Annotated in this window: 22 protein-coding genes; 11 read left to right on the forward strand and 11 right to left on the reverse strand. The window is 72.6% G+C overall.

Going from position 1 to position 18006, the window contains the following annotated elements; translation table 11 throughout:
• Nucleotide 1: 1 nt before the first annotated feature.
• Both rfbH and MOTC310_RS22900 read left to right on the forward strand, forming a co-directional pair.
• A complete protein-coding gene (gene rfbH, locus MOTC310_RS22895) occupies nt 2-1321 on the forward strand; it encodes a lipopolysaccharide biosynthesis protein RfbH (RefSeq protein ID WP_331291366.1) in 1320 nt (439 codons plus the stop codon).
• Between the two features lie 108 nt (nt 1322-1429).
• Complete coding sequence (locus tag MOTC310_RS22900; protein WP_331291367.1) at nt 1430-1612, forward strand: hypothetical protein; 183 nt, start codon at nt 1430-1432, stop codon at nt 1610-1612.
• Between the two features lie 23 nt (nt 1613-1635).
• Here MOTC310_RS22900 and MOTC310_RS22905 read toward each other — a convergent pair whose 3' ends face one another.
• The 5 genes from MOTC310_RS22905 to MOTC310_RS22925 all read right to left on the reverse strand — a co-directional run bounded on the left by MOTC310_RS22905 (nt 1636) and on the right by MOTC310_RS22925 (nt 4833).
• Nucleotides 1636-1920 (reverse strand): hypothetical protein, encoded by a 285-nt coding sequence (locus MOTC310_RS22905; protein WP_331303413.1) that lies wholly within the window; start codon nt 1918-1920, stop codon nt 1636-1638.
• Nucleotides 1921-1970: 50 nt separating this feature from the next.
• Nucleotides 1971-2264 carry a hypothetical protein gene (locus tag MOTC310_RS22910; protein WP_331291369.1) on the reverse strand — a complete coding sequence of 98 codons (294 nt, stop codon included), beginning with the start codon at nt 2262-2264 and terminating at the stop codon, nt 1971-1973.
• 248 nt (nt 2265-2512) lie between these two features.
• Nucleotides 2513-3253 (reverse strand): sensor histidine kinase, encoded by a 741-nt coding sequence (locus MOTC310_RS22915; RefSeq protein WP_331291371.1) that lies wholly within the window; start codon nt 3251-3253, stop codon nt 2513-2515.
• Nucleotides 3254-3473: 220 nt separating this feature from the next.
• Complete coding sequence (locus MOTC310_RS22920) at nt 3474-3845, reverse strand: response regulator transcription factor (protein ID WP_331291372.1); 372 nt, start codon at nt 3843-3845, stop codon at nt 3474-3476.
• 325 nt (nt 3846-4170) lie between these two features.
• Entirely contained in the window at nt 4171-4833 is a 663-nt protein-coding gene (locus MOTC310_RS22925; protein WP_331303414.1) for a response regulator transcription factor, read from the reverse strand.
• Between the two features lie 303 nt (nt 4834-5136).
• Here MOTC310_RS22925 and MOTC310_RS22930 point away from each other — a divergent pair, with 303 nt between their 5' ends.
• Complete coding sequence (locus tag MOTC310_RS22930) at nt 5137-7662, forward strand: MFS transporter (RefSeq protein WP_331303415.1); 2526 nt, start codon at nt 5137-5139, stop codon at nt 7660-7662.
• Between the two features lie 3 nt (nt 7663-7665).
• On the opposite strand, the gene MOTC310_RS22935 is transcribed toward MOTC310_RS22930, so the two are convergent.
• Nucleotides 7666-9048, reverse strand: coding sequence for a mercuric reductase (locus MOTC310_RS22935; RefSeq protein ID WP_331303416.1), 1383 nt, complete (start codon nt 9046-9048; stop codon nt 7666-7668).
• Between the two features lie 672 nt (nt 9049-9720).
• Nucleotides 9721-10536, reverse strand: coding sequence for an SDR family NAD(P)-dependent oxidoreductase (locus MOTC310_RS22940; protein ID WP_331303417.1), 816 nt, complete (start codon nt 10534-10536; stop codon nt 9721-9723).
• A 428-nt stretch (nt 10537-10964) separates the two neighbouring features.
• Here MOTC310_RS22940 and MOTC310_RS22945 point away from each other — a divergent pair, with 428 nt between their 5' ends.
• Nucleotides 10965-11219, forward strand: coding sequence for a hypothetical protein (locus MOTC310_RS22945; RefSeq protein ID WP_331303418.1), 255 nt, complete (start codon nt 10965-10967; stop codon nt 11217-11219).
• Between the two features lie 32 nt (nt 11220-11251).
• Entirely contained in the window at nt 11252-11506 is a 255-nt protein-coding gene (locus MOTC310_RS22950; RefSeq protein WP_331303419.1) for a hypothetical protein, read from the forward strand.
• Nucleotides 11507-11645: 139 nt separating this feature from the next.
• Here MOTC310_RS22950 and MOTC310_RS22955 read toward each other — a convergent pair whose 3' ends face one another.
• The gene (locus tag MOTC310_RS22955; protein ID WP_331291379.1) at nt 11646-11963 is read right to left on the reverse strand and encodes a hypothetical protein; all 318 of its coding nucleotides are present in this window, start codon (nt 11961-11963) and stop codon (nt 11646-11648) included.
• A 625-nt stretch (nt 11964-12588) separates the two neighbouring features.
• On the opposite strand from MOTC310_RS22955, the gene MOTC310_RS22960 reads away from it, so the two are divergent.
• From MOTC310_RS22960 to MOTC310_RS22985, 6 genes are all read left to right on the forward strand, one after another.
• Nucleotides 12589-12819 (forward strand): hypothetical protein, encoded by a 231-nt coding sequence (locus MOTC310_RS22960; RefSeq protein ID WP_331303420.1) that lies wholly within the window; start codon nt 12589-12591, stop codon nt 12817-12819.
• A gap of 157 nt (nt 12820-12976) precedes the next feature.
• Nucleotides 12977-13285 (forward strand): hypothetical protein, encoded by a 309-nt coding sequence (locus tag MOTC310_RS22965; protein ID WP_331303421.1) that lies wholly within the window; start codon nt 12977-12979, stop codon nt 13283-13285.
• Nucleotides 13286-13402: 117 nt separating this feature from the next.
• Nucleotides 13403-13726, forward strand: a complete 324-nt coding sequence (locus MOTC310_RS22970) for a polyhydroxyalkanoic acid system family protein (protein ID WP_331303422.1) — start codon at nt 13403-13405, stop codon at nt 13724-13726.
• A gap of 129 nt (nt 13727-13855) precedes the next feature.
• Complete coding sequence (locus MOTC310_RS22975; RefSeq protein ID WP_029359298.1) at nt 13856-14065, forward strand: hypothetical protein; 210 nt, start codon at nt 13856-13858, stop codon at nt 14063-14065.
• A gap of 381 nt (nt 14066-14446) precedes the next feature.
• Entirely contained in the window at nt 14447-14641 is a 195-nt protein-coding gene (locus MOTC310_RS22980; protein WP_331291383.1) for a hypothetical protein, read from the forward strand.
• 481 nt (nt 14642-15122) lie between these two features.
• Entirely contained in the window at nt 15123-15989 is an 867-nt protein-coding gene (locus MOTC310_RS22985) for an outer membrane protein (RefSeq protein WP_331303423.1), read from the forward strand.
• A gap of 454 nt (nt 15990-16443) precedes the next feature.
• On the opposite strand, the gene MOTC310_RS22990 is transcribed toward MOTC310_RS22985, so the two are convergent.
• From MOTC310_RS22990 to MOTC310_RS23000, 3 genes are all read right to left on the reverse strand, one after another.
• Nucleotides 16444-16713, reverse strand: coding sequence for a GCG_CRPN prefix-to-repeats domain-containing protein (locus tag MOTC310_RS22990; RefSeq protein ID WP_331291385.1), 270 nt, complete (start codon nt 16711-16713; stop codon nt 16444-16446).
• A 315-nt stretch (nt 16714-17028) separates the two neighbouring features.
• A complete protein-coding gene (locus MOTC310_RS22995) occupies nt 17029-17469 on the reverse strand; it encodes a DUF421 domain-containing protein (RefSeq protein WP_331291386.1) in 441 nt (146 codons plus the stop codon).
• A 25-nt stretch (nt 17470-17494) separates the two neighbouring features.
• Nucleotides 17495-17998 (reverse strand): hypothetical protein, encoded by a 504-nt coding sequence (locus MOTC310_RS23000; protein ID WP_331303424.1) that lies wholly within the window; start codon nt 17996-17998, stop codon nt 17495-17497.
• Between the last annotated feature and the right edge of the window lie 8 nt (nt 17999-18006).

Below are 18006 nucleotides of genomic sequence, written 5' to 3' on the forward strand. Positions count from 1 at the left end.
CATGACCGACGCCCTGCGCACCGAGATCCTGAACCTTGCCCGGGCGCATTTCGAGGCCCGGGGGAAGCCGGCCTTCGTGCCGGGCGAGACCTACATCCCGCCCTCCGGCAAGGTCATGGACGCGGAGGATTGCGCCCACCTGATCGACGCCTCCCTCGACATGTGGCTGACGGCGGGGCGCTACGCCGACCGGTTCGAGCGGGAGCTCGCCGCGGCGTTCGGCCGGAAGCACGCGCGGCTGACCGTCTCGGGCTCGGCCGCGAATCTCCTGGCCTTCGCGGCGCTGACCTCGCCGAAGCACGGCGCCCGCCGCCTGCGGCCGGGCGACGAGGTCATCACCGTCGCGGCGGGCTTCCCGACCACCGTCGCGCCGATCGTGCAGCACGGCTGCGTGCCGGTCTTCGTCGACGTCGACGTCGAGACGCACAACGTCGACGTCGACCTGCTCGAGGCGGCGGTGACGCCGAAGACCCGCGCGGTGATGATCGCGCACTCGCTCGGAAACCCCTTCGACGTGGTCCGGGTGGCCGAAATCTGCCGCCGCCACGGCCTCTGGCTCGTGGAGGATTGCTGCGACGCGTTCGGCGCGACCATCGGCGGGCAGGGGGTCGGGACCTTCGGCGACGTCGCCACCCTGAGCTTCTATCCGGCCCACCACATCACCACCGGCGAGGGCGGGGCGGTGCTGGTGGACAAGGGCCCGCTCGCCAAGATCGTCGAGTCGTTCCGGGACTGGGGGCGGGACTGCTACTGCAAGCCCGGCACCGACAACACCTGCGGCAACCGCTTCGGCTGGAAGCTCGGCGACCTGCCCCACGGCTACGACCACAAGTACACGTACTCTCATATCGGCTATAACCTGAAGGTCAGCGACATGCAGGCCGCCCTGGGGGTGAGCCAGCTGACCAAGCTCGACCATTTCGTGGCGCGCCGCCGCGCGAACTTCGCCGGGCTGGAGCGGCGCCTGCGGGAGCGCGGGCTCGACCGACTCTTCCACCTGCCGCGGGCGACCCCGGGCTCGGAGCCGAGCTGGTTCGGCTACCTCCTGACGGTGCGGGACGGGGCCGGCATCGATCGGAACGCCCTCGTCGCGCGCCTGGAAGAGAAGCGCGTGGGCACCCGGCTGCTGTTCGCCGGCAACCTGACCCGGCAGCCCGCCTTCCGGGACGTGACCTACCGGGTCCACGCCGCGCTGACCCACACCGACAAGATCATGCGCGACAGCTTCTGGATCGGCGTCTGGCCCGGCCTGACCGACCCGATGCTCGACTACATGGCCGACACGCTGGCGGCGGTGGTGCGGGAACTCGGCGCCGGCTGACGCCCCCTCCGGCGGCGGCGGTCACGCCCACCCGCTGGCGCAGGTCGCAGGCTTGAGCGGGCCGCGCGCGCGCACCACATCCACGGGCGCGACAGCGCGGGGCCGACCATGTACGACCTCATCCACACCCTCCGCCTCTGGCTCTGGCGCCGCCAGGAGCGGGCCATGGCGCGGAACTGCCGGGTGGCCGGGACCAGCGACGGCGACTGGATCGCCGCCACCGTCGCGGCCTCCGCGACGAGCGCGGGCCCGGGCGCGCCGGCCTCGTATTCGAGCGGCGCCGGCCTGTAGCGGCGCTCCCTGCGCGGACGCGGTCAGAGTTCCGGAGAGGGCTCGGCGGCGGCGGCACCCGGCTCGGGTGCCGGGCCTGTGTCGAGGGTGCCGCTGTGGACCAGAGCGCCGGCCCAGGCGCCCGCGATGATCCGGACCTGCTCGATGGCCTCGGCGCGGGTGAAGGGCCTGTCGCCGCTCCCCGGCCGGCCCTCGTCCCAGTAGACGAAGCCGGTGCGCCGGCCGCCGGCATCTTCGACGCAGGCGGCGTTCTCGAGGACGCAGATCCGGAGCGGGAGCTTGAGGCCGAGTGTGGGCATCGGGCCCATATAGGGCGCCGGTCCCGCGGGAAATCGGCCCCGCCGCGTGACGGTCCGCCTCAGGAGGGCCGGGCCGCGTCGAGCGCCTGCGTCAGCTGCGCCACGACCTGATCGCCCTTGGGCGGCGGCTCGGCCTCCTCGACCCGTCGGGCGACTTCCATGATGAGGTAGGTCACCGACGGCGGCCACGCCACGCCGTTGTCCAGGAGCATCCGGGCGGCGCTCACCAGCATCCGGAACTGCTCCGGCGGGATCGTGGTCCCCGCCTCGTGCTGCGCGAGGATGTGGTCGGCGATCGCGGCCGCCAGCCCGGCAACTTCGGCCATCTTGTTGGGCGGGTCACCAGCCGTCATGTCGGGTCGCGCTCCGTCTGCGAAAGCACGGTGCGGAGCATCCGTCGCCTCTTCGGGGTCTCAGGCCGACACGGTTCCACAAGCAACCCTGGCGAGCAAGCCGTGCGGCCGCGGCACGCCTGCGTCGCCGTGGACGCCGCTTGTTTCGAGGGCCTGCGCGCGCGATCCGGGCGTTTCGCAGCCTCCGGTCGCCGGGAAAGCGGACCCGCTTGCGTGACGGAGGCGGCGCCGGGATCGGCCCGCGGCGCCTACGAGGATGCCGGAGGGTGACGGGGCGCGGTCACGCCGAAGACCGAGCCCCGGTTGCGGCGGGATCGCACGGCGATCGGGTGATCGAGCGCCGCGGCAGTCTGCCGGACGATATGGAGACCCAGCCCGAGACCGGCCCCGTCCCGGCGCCCGGCGCGGTCGAAGGCGTCGAAGATGCCCGCCAGCCGTTCGGGCGCGATGCCGGGACCGCCATCGTGCACCTCGATCGTGACCCGTCCCTGCCGGCGACGGCATCCGACGACGACACGGCCGCCCGGACCCGCATACTTCACGGCGTTCCCGACGAGGTTGCGCAAGATGGTCGTCAGCATGGCGGCCTCGCTCTCGACCGCCAGCGCCGTGGCGCAGACCCGCACCCGCACCCCGACGGCGTCGGCGTAGGGCTGCCACTCGGCCGCCACCGCCTCCAGGAGGGGGGTGAGGGCGACGGGACCGAGCCGGGGCGGCACGGTCCCGGCCTGGGAGGAGCGGGCCAGATCGTCGAGTTCGCGGCCGAGCCGCACCAGCGCGTCGCTGGCGAGGCCGAGCCGGGCCGCGGCCCGGGGTCCGACGCCGTCCGAGACCGCGCGGTCGATCGCCATCAGGGCCACCTGCAGGGGCTGCTTCAGATCGTGTCCGGCGACGGCGAGGAGCCGGGCCATGGCGCTGCGGGCGGTCTCCGCGCGCAGCAGGGCCTCGTCCGACCCTGCACCGCCCCGGCTCGCCATCGTCAGTCCCATCCCCGCCTCCTCGTCCGGCCCGCGTGCGGCGCGCGCCTTCCATGGCGTGACCTTGCACCCTGGCCATTCGCGCCGGAATCATACGGAGGTTTGATGTCCCAATCGGATCGTCCGGCGCGGGACGGCCGCCCGCGGCCCCGTCCCAGGCTCCGGGCGCGCGACGGCGGGACCGATACGGAGACGGCCAACGTTCAAGGGGCCGATCCTCAGGCCGCGATCGTCAGGCCCCGATCGACTCTTCCAGGCAGCGGATCAGTTCGTCGGCCACGAGGGGCTTGCGCAGGAGATCGCGGGCGCCGCCGGCGAGGGCCCGGCGCCGGAGCGCGTCGTCGGTCAGCGCGGTCATCATGATGACCGGCAGGGCCGGGCGCCGCTCCCGGACGCGGTCCTGCAATTCGATGCCGCTGATCCCCGGCATGTTCACGTCCGTCAGCAGGCACGAGACGTCGCTGCCGGCCATCGAGGCCAGGAAGGCCTCGCCCGAGTTGAAGGCCCGCGCGTCGTAGCCCAACGCTTCGAGGAAGCTGGACGTCGCGTCCAGAACCGCCTCGTCGTCGTCCACGACCGCGACCGCTTTCTTCCCGACCGGCACGAATCTCCCTCCGGAGCCTCTCGGAGGCGCGTCGATCCCACCTCTGTGGGCCAGCGGCCGCTCCGACGAAATCATACGATGGTTTGATGGGCGCGCCGGACCCACATCCTGATGAACCAGTCCCGCCACAGCAGAGCGGGCCTCGGAGCGCCGCGACGCGATCCGGTGGACACGGGTTTCGTGCGCCGAGCCGGGACTGTCTCGCCGGAGTCCGATCAGGTCTTGCCGACGACCCTGTCCCGAGCGGGTGCCAACGCGGCGATGCCCGGCATCGTTCCGCGCCGACCGGCCCTTGCCGAAGGCTGCGGCGGGGCGGGCTTCGGGCTCAGACGGCCGCCCGGGCCTTGAGCAGCTCGGTCTTGCGCACGAGGTCGGCCACGGAGCCGGCCTCCATCTTCCGCATGACGTTGCCCCGGTGAATCTTGACCGTGATCTCGCTGATGCCGAGGGCGTGGGCGATCTGCTTGTTGAGCAGCCCCTTGACGACCTGCTCCATCACCTCGGCCTCCCGCACCGTCAGGGTGGCGGCCAGCGCCTCAAGTTCGGCGACCCCCGCGCGCGACGCGCGCCGGGTCATGTCCCGCTCGATCGCGACCGCGATGGCGTCGAGCATGTCCTGATCGCGGAACGGCTTGGTCAGGAAGTCGAGCGCGCCCGCCTTCATGGCCTGGACGGTCATGGGGATGTCGCCGTGGCCGGTCATGAAGATGATCGGCATGCGGTTGCCCATCGCGGCCAGCTTGGACTGCAGGTCGAGACCGCTGGATCCCGGCAGGCGCACGTCGAGGATCAGGCAGCCGGGGCGGTCCGGGAGCGTCGCCGCGAGGAGCTCGCTCGTCGCGCCGTAGGCGAGGGTGTCGAGGCCGACGGAGCGCAGGAGATCCTGGAGCCCCTCCCGGACGCCCTCGTCGTCCTCGACGATGACCACCAGCGGTGAGGCCGTGTCGGCGCCAGTTCCCGCCGCGCCACCCCGGACAGTGCCTGACATCGTGATCGACGAGCCCCCGCGCGCCTCTGCCAGGCTGTCCGAGACGGCAGTGCTTACAGGTTGTGTCCACGCCCGATCAAGCCGACTGTCCGTGGACGGCGCAGCCCGTCCGCAAGGGTCGGATGCAGGGGCCGCACCCGGCCGCGTCTATCGACTTGCGGCCAAGCTTGTGGCTATGAGCGGTTGCACTGTCCCCGGGGCTCGCTCAACCTCCGGCGAGGTCAGCGCGTCTCGGCCCCCGGGCTCGCGGCCACCCCGTCCGGCCGCGCACCCGTATGGCAGGCTGCGGAGCGAGGCGCGGAGATGAGTGCGGTGGGCAACGCGCGTCCCAGGCAGACGACGGCGCGCGTCCTCCTCGCGAGCCTGATCGGCACGACGGTCGAGTTCTACGACTTCTACATCTACGCCACGGCGGCAAGCCTGATCTTCGGGCCGCTGTTCTTCCCGGCGGCGCTGCAATCGGCGGAGCTGATCAGCGCCTACGCGAGCTTCGGCCTGGCCTTCGTGGCCCGGCCGATCGGCGGCGCGGTCTTCGGGCATTTCGGCGACCGGGTGGGGCGCAAGGCGACGCTGGTCGCCTCGCTCCTGCTGATGGGTCTCTCGACCTCGGCCATCGGATTGCTGCCCACCTTCGCGCTCGCGGGCTGGCTCGCGCCTGTCCTGCTCTGCCTCCTCCGGTTCGGGCAGGGGCTGGCGCTCGGCGGCGAGTGGAGCGGGGCCGCCCTGCTGGCGCTGGAGAACGCGCCGCCGGGCTGGCGCGCGCGCTACGCCATGTTCGCGCCGCTCGGGGCGCCCCTCGGCTTCTTCGTGGCCAACGGCCTGTTCCTCATCCTGACCGTGACCCTCAGCGCGGAGCAGTTCGCGGACTGGGGCTGGCGGATCCCCTTCCTGCTCAGCGTTCCCCTGGTCTGGCTCGGTCTCTGGGTCCGCACCAATCTCGGCGAGACCGAGGAATTCGCCGCCGCCGTGAAGGACGCGCAGCCCCCGCGCGTCCCGCTCGTCGCGCTGATGCGCCACCACGCCGGACAGGTCGTCGCCGGGATGTTCGGCGTCGTCGCCTGCTTCTCCCTGTTCTGGACCGCCACCGCCTTCGCGCTCGGCTACGGCACGACGACGCTCGGCTATTCCCGGGCCTCGTTCCTGACGGTCGAACTCGGCGCGATCCTGTTCATGGCCGCCGCCATCGTCGTGGCGAGCTGGCTGTCCGACCGGCTCGACCCGGCCCGCGTCCTGATCGTCGGCTGCGCCGGGACCATCGTGTCGGGGATCCTGCTGGCGCCGATGCTCGGCAGCGGCTCCCTCGCGACGATCTTCGTCTTCCTGGCCTTCGCCCTATGGGTGATGGGCTTCGTCAACGGGCCGCTCGGCGCGTGGCTGCCGAGCCTGTTCCCGCCGCAGGTGCGCTACACCGGCACCTCCGTGGCGTTCAATGTCGGCGGCATCATCGGGGGCGCCTTCTCGCCGATGATCGCGCAGGCGCTCGCCGCGCAGAGCGGACTGACCGCGGTCGGCTTCTACCTCGCGCTGACCGGCGGGATCAGCCTGATCGCCTTCGACACGAGCGCCCGTCAGCGCGCGCTGGGGGCACTCGCGCGGAGCGAGCGGCGCTACCGCGCGCTGTTCGAGCAGAGCCACGTCGCGCTGTGCGAGGTCGATCTCTCCGGGGCGCAGGCCCGCCTCGCCGAGGCGCGGGCTGCCGGAAGACCCGGGACCGAGCTTCGCGGACAGGAAGATGCCGCGCTCGCCGCCGCCTGCGCGCGGGAGATCGCGCTGATCGACGTCAACGACGCGACCGTGCGGCTCCTCGGCTGCGGATCGCGCGACGCCGTCCTCGGCTCGATGAGCCGCTTCCTGCCGCCGGGCTCCGGCCTCGTCCTGCCGCTCCTGCAGCGGATCGACCGGGGAGGCGGGCGCTTCGAGGCCCAGGGCCGCCTCGTTCGCGCCGACGGGCGGGAGGTGACCGTGATCCTCGTCGTGGCGCTGCCGGACGACCCGGTGGCGTTCGACCGGGTCGCCTGCGCGATGATCGACGTGACCGAGCGGGAGCGCGCGAAGGAGGCGCTGCTCGCGGCCCAGGCCGAGCTGGCCCGCGCGGGCCGGGTCTCGACCGTCGGGGCGATCTCCGCCTCCATCGCCCACGAGGTCAACCAGCCGATCGGCGCCATGGTGATGAGCGCCGAGGCCTGCCTGCGCTGGCTGCGGCGCGAGACGCCGGATCTCGAGGCGGCCGCGCGGGCGGCCGAGCGCGCCGTCCGCGACGGCATGCGGGCGAGCCGGATCGTGCAGCGGACGCGCGAGCAGCTCCGCCGCGACCGGAGCCAGCCCGAGCTCGTCGACCTTCAGCCCCTCCTGGCGGAGGTCGTGGCCCTGCTCGACCGGGAGATCCTGGCGGCCGGGGCGACGGTGCGGGTTCTGATCGCCGCGACCGAGGCGCGTGTCCTGGCCGATCGCGTCGAGATGCAGCAGGTCGTGGTCAACCTCGTGACGAACGGCCTGCACGCCATGCTGGCGGTGCCCGAGACCCGCCGCGAGCTGCGGATCGCGCTCAGCGCTCCCGCGCCCGGTCGGCTTCGGATCGCGGTGTCCGACAGCGGCACCGGCATCGATCCGGAGCAGCTGCCCAAGCTGTTCAGCCCGTTCTTCACCACGAAGCGCGACGGGATGGGCATCGGGCTCGCGATCTGCCGGACCATCGTCGAGTCCCACGGCGGCACGCTGACCGGCCGGAACAACGACGGCCCGGGCGCGACCTTCGCGGTCGAGCTGCCGGCGGCCGAGCCGGGCCGGGAGAGCCGCGCGGCGTTCGAGCCCGCCGCCGCGGGCACCTGAGTCTCAGCGGGCGGGCACGGCCGCGAACAGGCTGTTCAGCCCCTCCGCGGTGGTCGGGTGGGCGAGGACCGCGTCGCGCAAGGCCGTGTAGGTCAGGCCGGCGAGCATCGCGACCTGGACCGCGGCCATGACCTCGCCGGCATCCGCGCCGAGCATCGTGAAGCCGAGGATCCGGTCGTCCGGTCCGATCACGGCCTTCATGAAGCCGCTGGTCTGCCCGGTCGTCCGCGTGCGCAGCACGGCCGCCATCGGCAGCGTCGCGACCCGGACGGCGTCGCCGCGGGCGCGCGCCTCGGTCTCGGTCGCTCCGACCCGCGCCAGCGGCGGGTCCGTGAACAGGCAGGCGGGCATCAGCCGCCCCGCGGTCGAGCGCGGGATCCCCGCGAGATTGTCGCGGATCACGCGGAAATCGTCCGCGGAGGCGTGGGTGAAGGCCGGGCTGCCCGCGCACTCGCCGATGGCCCAGACGCCCGGCGCGGTCGTCCGCAGGCGGTCGTCGACCTTGATCACGCCCCGCTCGGTGAGGTCCACCCCCGCGCGGTCGAGGCCGATCCCGTCGGTGTTCGGCGCGCGCCCCGCCGCGACGAGGATGTGGCTCGCGGCGACGACCGCCTCGCCGTCGCCGCCGCGGACCGTGATCGCCACGGCCTCGCCCGAGCGGCCGCTCACGCGCACGACCTCCGTGCCGGTGCGGATGTTCAGCCCCTCGGCCTCGAGGAGCTGCGCGAGGGCGGACGCCACGTCCGGATCCTCGCGGCCCGCGATCCGGGGCCCGTGCTCGATCACCGTCACCCGGCTGCCGAACCGGCGGTAGGCCTGCGCCAGCTCGAGGCCCACGTAGCCGCCGCCGAGGACGACGAGGTGGGCGGGCACGGCGTCGAGTTCGAGCGCCTCGATATTCGTCAGCGGTTGTGCGTCGCGCAGGCCCGGGACGTCGGGGATGGTCGGGCGCGTGCCGAGGTTGAGGAAGACCCGCTCGGCCGTCAGCGCGCGCGACCCGCCCGCGTTCAGCGCGACCGTGACCGCCTTGGGACCCGTGAAGCCGGCCGTTCCCATGATGAGCTCCGCGCCGCTCTCGCGGTAGCGGTCGAGGTGCATGTCGACGAGGCCGCGGACCATTGCCCGCTTGCGCTCGACCACCCGGGCCATGTCCACCGCGACGGGGCCGGTCTCGATGCCGTACCGGTCGGCGTGCCGGGCGAGATGGGCGATCTCGGCGCTCCAGATCTCGTTCTTGCTCGGCAGGCAGTTGGTATTGGGACAGGAGCCCCCGATCCAGCGGCGCTCGACCACCGCGACCCGCTGCCCGACCTTGGCCAGATGCCACGCCAGGAACTTGCCGCCCTCGCCGCTGCCGATCACGAGCGCATCGTAGTGGTCGTCCATCGTACATCCTCCGTGAATCCGAGATCTTCAGAACACGTAAAGGCATCACGATCGGCCGGATATCATGCGTCGGCATGATAGACCGGTCCCGACCGGCCGGTGCGCAGATCTCGTGCGCCCTTGGCCGCGTGCGGCCGCGCGATCTCTGCCGGAGACAGGCCCGGCAGGGGCCCGCATGCCGTCGTCCGCCGAATGAACACAGATGTTTCCCCGACTCTACGGCATCGGTCCGATCGGATACCGGATATTCCGGCCCAATCCGGGTATGACCGAGCCGGACCGGCCCATCATCGAAGTTCCTCCCCTCGCCGCGCGATCGTCCGTCCCGCCCGGCCGACAGCGCCCGCCCCGGCCGCGGAGGCGCGACCGGTCGCGGGCAGCCTTCGGGGCCGCAGCCTTCGGGGCCGATGCCCGTGGCGGCGGCCTGTCTTCGTCCGGACGTGATCGTGAGCGCCGACCACCTGCCGGGATGGATCGATCACGATCGACGGCGTCGATAACGGGCCTCGATCCCGGCCTCGTCTTGACCATCGTGGCGGCCGACGGGAGTTCGATCGACGCGCCCGCGCCGGGCGCCCGGCTCCCGGTGTGCCTGCCGCTCGCCCGGACCTGACCGATCCGCCGCGGGGAACGGGCAGGGGCACTCCGGCCGGGCCGCCACCGCGAGAATCTTCAGGCCGCCGCGGCGCGCGCGACCCGGTACCGGCTCGCCGGAATCGCCGCGCCGAGCTGGGCGGCGAGTTCGAGGCGCGCGGCGTCCAGCGCGGACCAAGCGTCGCCGTTCTCCAGGGGCGGGATCGTGATGACCTCGCCGGCATCGAACCCGGCCAGCGCGGCCGCGACCAGGTCGGCCGGCGTCATGACGATGCTGGCCGGGAGGTTCCGGTGGCCGCCGACGCCGGCCACGTTCCAGAACTCCGTCGCCGTGGCGCCGGGCAGGACCGCCTGGATCCGCACCCCCTTGGGAGCGAGCTCGTGCTGCAGCGACTGGGTGAAGGCCAGGACGTAAGCCTTGCTCGCCCCGTAGACGCCGTTGAGCAGCTCGGGATTGAGGGCGACGGTCGAGGCGACGTTGATGATCGCCCCGTGCCCCCGCGCGACGAAGGCCGGCGCCGCCGCGCAGGCGAGGCGCGTCACGGCCGTGACGTTCACGCCGATCATGCGCTCCATCGCGTCCGGATCCGCCTGGAGCATCGGGGCCGCCGAGCCGAAGCCGGCATTGTTGACCAGCAGGGTGATCGCCGCGTCGCCCCGGAGCCTGTCCTCGACGCGCCGGAGGCCCGGTCCGTCGGCCATGTCCGCCGCGACCGCCTCGACGGTGCGGCCGGAGGCCCCGCGCACCGTCTCCGCGACCGCCTCCAGGCGATCCCTGTTCCTGGCGGTCAGGATGAGATCGTAGCCGCGCGCGGCGAGCCGTTCGGCATAGACCGCACCGATACCGCCCGACGCGCCCGTGATCAGGGCAACGCCCTTCGCGTGATCCGTCATGACACCTCTCCGTGTGTGCTGCTGAATGACGGAAAGGGTAGCGACCGGGACTGCGCCCGACATTTATACCGAGGCGGGTCGGCGACATACCTTGGTATGAGCCGGCCGAGCGGTTCCCGCCCGCATCCGGCAGTCGTCAGCGGGCGAGGGCGGTCGGACGCGGCGCCGGCCCGGTCGCACGCGGACGGCGTCGGGGCTTCGGGACCGGCCGCGCATCGATCCGCGAGAGGTGCGCCCGCGGCATCGCCGTGATAGAACGAAAATGGAACAGAGTATGCGGGCGAGCCGGGCACAATCTGCGGGCGAGAAGTTTCTTCCGGACCGGTGGACGAATGTGAATACGGCTCGAAAACACCTGTCGCGGCGCGGTCTTGGCCGGCGCGCGCGATCGGTGGAGAACCTGTGACAAACCGGGGTGTGGGGCGACGATGGCGATGAAGACGGCGTTCGTGGTGCAGCCCTTCGAGGTGCACCGGAAGCGGCTGCGGCCGGCCCGGCAGGAGCCGGCGCAGACCGAGAGCGGAGCGGTGAAGAAGGCCGAGAACCTGGCCAAGCGGATGCCGGGCGCGGCGGCGCTGAAGGTGGTGGCCGACGATGAGACCGGCGAGCTGGAGGGCATCACCATCCTCGGCCAGTGGGGCGAGATCCCCGACGACTTCGCCGAGAGCCTGCAGGGCGGCTAGGCCGCAGATCACCAGCGGGGCGGGAGAGCGCCATGTCGGCGGTTCGGCGGGTCGGGAACTTCCTCGAGGTGCAGGACGGCGACGGCTGCCGCCACCTGCTGCGCGTCACCAGCGTCCAGGCGCTGAGCGACACGGACCTGATGCGCAACGAGACCTTCATCACCGCGGCGGGACGGACCATCCGGGTGACGCAGCCGCTCGACGAGATCGTGGGCCTGGTGGCGCCGGGCGAGCGGACGGCGCCGGCACCGGCACCGGAGCCGCAGGAGGAGCCGTGGCCGTTCTAGGCCGCCGCGGGCCGCCGACCCGCGGACCCGCGCCGTGACTGTGGCCTCCGATCTCGGCCGCGACGCCCGATCCCGCGCACTCGCCGGGCTCGCCGCGAGAGATCGACCCGGCCTGATGTCCCGGGACGCGGGTCGGCGATCAGCTGCCGCCGCCGCCGTCCCCGCTCCCCTTGCCGACCTGGGGAACGCCGCGCTCCGGCTGGCCGGCATTCCCGCCCGCAGCCGAGTCCGTCGTTAGGGTCGTGGCCCCCGTGCCGGTGGGCGCGACGACGGCGGTGCTGCCCGGACCACTGTTCCGGCTGCCGCCGGGAACGACGACGGTTCCGGCCGGCGTGCCCGGCGTCACCTGCTGGGGCGGCCCAGGCTGCCGGATCGGTGCGGGACCGGTGCTGGTTTGCGCCGAACTCGGCGATGCTGCGACCAGCGCGAAGATGGCGAAGAGGGCATGACGCATCATGTGCTCCCTGGCATCTCGGCCCTGATTGTGCCTCACGCACGGGCCTCCGTGCCCGAACGCGGGAGCGCGGGCAGGGTTTCCGACGCCGCCCATCCTCGTTCCCGGCGCGCAGGGTCTCGCCCGCGGGCGCGGCGCCGATGCCCAGGCAGGCGCACGAAAAGGCCCCGCGCGGCGCTGCCGGCGGGGCTGAAGGTGGGTCTGCCTTGGGAGGATGCAGGGGCGGATGCTTAGCCGGCGTTGCGCCGCGGCTGCACTGGCGGCACGACATGCCGGCCACGCAGGGGCTGCCGGTCACGACGGCGTTACGCTTGCATGCCCGACACTCAGGCCCGGACACTCAGGCCCGGACAATCAGGCCCGGACACTTCCGAGCCCGTGCGGCGGACAGCCGGCGCGGGCCGTGCCCCGAAAGGATCGAGAACGCCGCCGAGCCGGCGGACGCTTCGCGGACCGGGGCTTCGTGCGGGGCCGGCGCGATCGGGCGGCGGCCGCGGACGAGGCGGGGCGCCGCGCTAACCCTCTGGCCATCCTTGGATAACCATGTCGACCGCCGGCCTGTGGATGCCGCGGCGGCGTCATCGACAGCGTCTCGCCGCTGTGGTGCTGATCGGCGGCGAGGAGTTCCATGAAGCACATCATCATTCTGGCGATCGCGGCCACAGCCCTGACGGCCTGCAACGCGGCCAACCGGCCCGGCCGCGGCGAACTCTTCATGAGCGAGGCGGACATCGCCGCGAAGGACGACGCGATCTGCCGGAGCTACGGCGCCGAGCCGGGAACGCCGGAATACGTGCAGTGTCGGGGCACCCAGGATCAGCGGCGCGACGCCGCCCAGGCGCCGCGCCGCAGCGGCTGAGCGCGGCGTCGGCAGCGCGATCCTGCCGGGGCCCGAGGCCCCCGGCTTTCCCGGATCCGGCCGCGGCGGGAAGCCCCGGCGGCCGCGAGACGCCGCCTCGGGGACCAACGCCCGGCTCGCGCGTTGTCGGCGCGGACCGCTTTCCCCGGAGCGCGTGATGCTCGCCCGATCCGCCCTGCTCTTCGTCGTCCTGACATCGGGGGCCCAGGCCGCCGCGTTCGACGACCTCAAAGGCTACCTGGCCTCCTGCCTGCGGTTCGAGATGGGCGGCGCCCAGGCGCGAGGCGGCGGGCCGCTCTCGTCCAAGGTCCGCTCCGCGCTGGATCGGTGCTCCGACGACGTCGCGCGCCTCGAGCGGGCGGACGGGCGCCGGCTGCGCGGCGATGGCGGGATCAGCCCGTCGACCAAGGAGGTCATCCGGAGTGTCGTGGGCGGCGGGGGCGGCGTCCGCAACGTCCGGTACTGAGACCGCGACGGCGCCTGCCCGGTGCAGGGATCGGGCGGGGCGCGGTTCCCCGGCGCCGATCACCGACCGTTAACCCTCCGGCCGCACCCCACGGGCTCCGCTCGCGAGGAGATCCCGGTGCCGAAGCGCCTGACCATCACTGTCCCGCACGACCTCGGGGCCGCCGAGGTTCGCCGCCGCATCGACCTGCACATGGACTGGGCCTTCCGTCGCCTGGAGGCAGAGAAGATCCAGGTCGAGGCCGAGGACTGGGTCGGCAATCGCCGCGTCTTCTCGGGCAGCGGCTACGGGCAGAGGGCGCGCGTCGCGATCCAGGTGGCGGATGACGCGCTCGAGATCGAGGCGCTGGTGCCCTGGATGGTCAGCATGTTCGCGCCCGTCATCGAGTCGGTCGGACGCCACTACGTCGGGCGTCTCCTGTCCGACGCGGGCGCCTCCTGACGCGCGGCAGCCGTTCGACCGGGCGGGCCGGACCGGGACGGGGATCGGTCCGCGGGCGTCCGAGGGGCGGTTGTGGCCCGGTCGCGGCAGGTCTACACGCGCCGGCTCGGTGGCGGCGCAGGGGCCTGGATGAGCGACGACGTGGCGGCCCTGCTCCTCGCGCTCGCGACCGAGAACGCCGAGCTGCGCCAGCAGCTCGCCACCGCGCAGGACATGCTGATGGAGACCGCCATCGATGCCGGTCACCTCCACGCCCGCATCGAGGCGCTTCAGGCCGAGCGCGACGCGTGGCAGGCGGAGGCCGAGCGGCTGGCGCGACGCCCCCCGCGCTCCGTGTGAGCCGTCGCGCGGTCCGGCCTCTCGCCGGCGGGGCGGGACGGGCAAGCCGCGGCGCGCTCGGCCCGGGGGCCGCCTCCGCGAGGCACCCGCTCCCGGCGGACTCACGCCTTCCTGGGCTGGGGCCGGGGCACGCGCACGTCGACCGTCTGGCCGGTCAGGGGATTGAGGATCAGCATGGCTGCCGTCTCCGGTGGATCTGCCGGGAGAACGCCGGGCGAGGGCGCCGGGATCACGCCTCGGGGTGCCGCGGCGCACAGTCGGCGACGCGTCGGCGACGGGGGCGCCGGCCCCGGCCGCAGGGCTCGTCACCGTCGGAACGCCGCCTACCTCAGGGCTTGGCGCCCTGGCGGCCGCCAGGGGCAGAACACCTGGAGGATCGATATGGCCATCGATAGATCCGGTGAGCGTGCCGCGCTCGATGCCGAGGTTGAGGACACCCAGGGCACCATCGCGAAGCTTCGCGAGGCCGCCGACGGAACGCCGCCTGGACACGGTTCGCGCGTGGCGCTGAAGAGGGCCGAAGAGAAGCTGGCCGAGTTGGTCAAGCACATCACCCGGCGCGACCAGACGGGTTAGCGCGGTCCCGGGCGCGGGGATCACCGAACGGGTCCCCGCGGCCGCGAGCCGGCCCGGCGCCCCCCACCGACGCCACTGCGCCGGACGGCCCTCGATCCCGCGGCACGGCGGGATCGATCCGTCGCGGGCTGCGCCCGGATGGTCCGCGGCGCAGCCCGCGCCGCTGCCCTCGGCGCGTTCAGGCCGGACTTGCCCGGGCGGCCACGGTGGCCCTGCCCTCCCTCGAGTTCAGAAATGTCGGCGCGTCGCCCTCGGGCCGTCGGTGCACGGCACCGCCACGGGCCGACTCGGTCGCCGCAGGATCCAGACGTCTCCGGGCACCTCGCCAGAACTTCACCAGTATTTAATTGACCCGACTGAAGTTAATCGAACATTTACTATGTTTTCTCCGACATGATCGCGCCGTGTGTCCGTAAAACTACAGCTATTTTGCTCAGATCCCGGTAGTCTTATCACCAGATCGAAACCCGGATCGCCCGTGATGACCAAGCTTCTCGCCTCGCTGACCGCCTTCACCGCCCTGACCGCCGCGGCGTCCGCCGCCGACCTGCCGCGCCGCGCCGCGCCGCCGCCGGTGTTCACCCCGGTGCCGGTGTTCACCTGGACCGGCTTCTACGTCGGCGTGAACGCCGGCTACGGCTTCGACGCCAACAGCCGCAACACCACCAGCTACGCCCTGCCGGGCGGCTCGCTGATCAACTCCCCCGGCACCGCCGGCGTCGTCAGCGTCAGCAACCGCAACAACAACGACGGCTTCTCGGGCGGCGCCCAGATCGGCTACAACTACCAGTTCACCCCGGGCTCCGGCGTCGTGATCGGCTTCGAGGCCGACGCCCAGTACGTCGACTTCGCCCGCCGCGCCAACGCCACCCAGAACTACAGCTTCCTGGGCTTCCCCGGCGTCGCCTTCAGCAACCCGCCCGCCTTCGTCGCCACCAGCGGCAACGGCCTCGACTACTTCGGCACGGTGCGCGGCCGCCTCGGCTACGCCTTCGACCGCACCCTCGTGTACGGCACCGGCGGCTTCGCCTACGGCTCGGGCCAGGACGACCAGAACTTCTCCGGCAACCGCTTCCGCGACAGCTTCCGCACCGGCTGGGCCGCCGGCGGCGGTGTCGAGTACGCCCTGCCGACCGACTCGTTCCTGAACTTCTTCCGCTCCTCGGCCGTGACGCTCAAGGTCGAAGGCCTGTACGTCAGCCTCGACCGCCAGAAGAACTCGGCCGGCGGCGTGTTCTACGGCAACCTCCTGCCCCCGAACGGCACCGCCTACCTCAACGGCGCCGCCGCCAAGACCGAGTTCGCCGTCGTCCGCGCCGGCCTGAACTACAAGTTCGGCTCCTACTGAGATCGGGCCGCGTCGCTCCCGGCTTCCGAGCCGGGAGACGCGGCGGCGGGCGAGGGGGCGCTGGTCCGCCTCATCGCGCGCCGCCGCCGAAGTGCAGCCGTCCGGTTGACCTTCGCATCCCCAGCCCGATCAAACTGGCCGCGAGGTCGGCAGCACCCTGGGAGCGCGCTCCCGGGGTGTTTCTGCGTTCCGGGGCGGAAGGCGGCGGCGATCAGCCGATCGCCCAGAACAGCGGGAGCGCGCCGGCCAGGAACAGGGCCGAGGAGACGAGCACGGCGAGGCGCTCGCGATGGTCGAGAACGAAGGCGTGGGAGCTGGCGAACATGGCACGGCCGGGTCGGGAGCGAGGACGCCACGCTCACCCCTGAACCTTGACGGATCGGGGGCAGTCCGCGCCGTCCACAGGGGTTCGTCGGCCCGTGTCGCGGCCGCGCCACAGGTGCCTGGGGCGCCGCTACCAGTAGCGGTTCGGCCAGCAGCGCCGCCCGCCGCGACCGAGGTGGAAGCCGCGCGGGCAGGCACGACCGACATACCCGCCCCACTGACCGCCGGAGCGGCACCCGCCATACGGCCCGCGATGGCCGTAGGGCCCGCATCCGCCGTAGACGTGCTGGAGCAGTCCGTCCTGCGCGGCGGGGAGCGGCGAGCCCGCGAACGGCAGCGCCGCGGCCGGCGCGGCGATCCCGACGGCGAGCAGCGACGCGGCGGCAAGAGATTTGAGCATCAACGCATCTCCAGGTCTTGGCTGAGCCGACCTCCGTCGGCGCCGCCCGAATACCTGATGCCGCTCAAGGTCGGGTGTCACAGACTGCCTTGATTGCCGGTATTGGAGGAGCTTTTCTTTAAGATCCGTCTCGATACTGCCGATCCGCCGGCGCAGTCGCGCGGGCCTCGGCAGCGATGACGGTACCGGCCGGACCCGCAGCCCGGCGGCCGCCGGCGCGGGGCCAAGCCGGAACCGAGCCGGGCCCCGCCTCGCCCGCGGTCACCACCCGATGATCGGCCCGCGGGCAGCGGGCCCGCCCGCGATCGCCGCGCCCTACCGCTTGGGCACCACCGTGATCGCCCCGCTGTGCTCCACGATCGCCGACTGCACGTCGTCGATGCGCGAGATCCCCTGCTGGCGCATCTCGGCCATCACGTCGCGCGGGTCGACGCGCATGCGCCGCAACGCGGTCCGGTCCCAGTCGCCGTTCGCGAAGACGACCACGGGATTTCCCTCCGTTATCATCCCGACCACCGGCCAGACGCGCTTTAGGTGAGACAGCATGGTGTGGAGGCCCGCGAGCGTGCAGGCCGCCAGGAGGGCGCCCGTGATCGACCGGTCGTCACCCAGGATCGGCGGCGTCGCGATCCCGCCGAAGAAGAAGATGACCACCATGTCGAGCGGCGTGGCCGAACGCATGATCCGACGCGTCGTGATCCGCAGAAGGATCAGGACGACGAGGTACATGAGGGCGGTGCGCAGGACGATGTCCATGGCTTCCTGACGTGTCGGCCGGGGCTCAGGGATAGACGAACAGTGGCAGCTCCAGCCGCTCACCGTTGGCCAGGAGTGTCATCCCGACCGGCCCTGGCCGGCGGACCGAGAGCTTCAGCGTGATGTGTCCGGCATGGTCGGGGCCGAGGCGGAAGGTGAAGGTCTCCCCCTTCGCCGTCGCGCTGATCGCGGCCGCGCCGGGCCGCGTGCTCCCGATCGAGGCGCGGTCGAGAAGCTCGGACCCGACGCCCAGCTCGAGGACGTCGCCGGGCAGGCGCCCGGTGATCGCCACGATCAGGTCGGCCGGAGCGTTGGCGCGCATCAGGCGCTGATAGGTGACGGCGAGCGGCATGCCGGAGAAATGGCGCGTCGACGTCGACATCCAGCCGTTACCGAACATCCCCAGCAGGCCGGCGCAGACGACGGCGCCGATCACCACCTGCAGGAGAAACTGCGCGCGGCTCCAGACGCTCTCGAAACCCTGGTTGGCTTCGATCTCGATGTCGCTGCCTTCGGGATCGCTGACCATTGCCGCCG

This window comes from Methylobacterium oryzae, assembly GCF_036441375.1.
Lineage (GTDB): Bacteria > Pseudomonadota > Alphaproteobacteria > Rhizobiales > Beijerinckiaceae > Methylobacterium > Methylobacterium oryzae_A.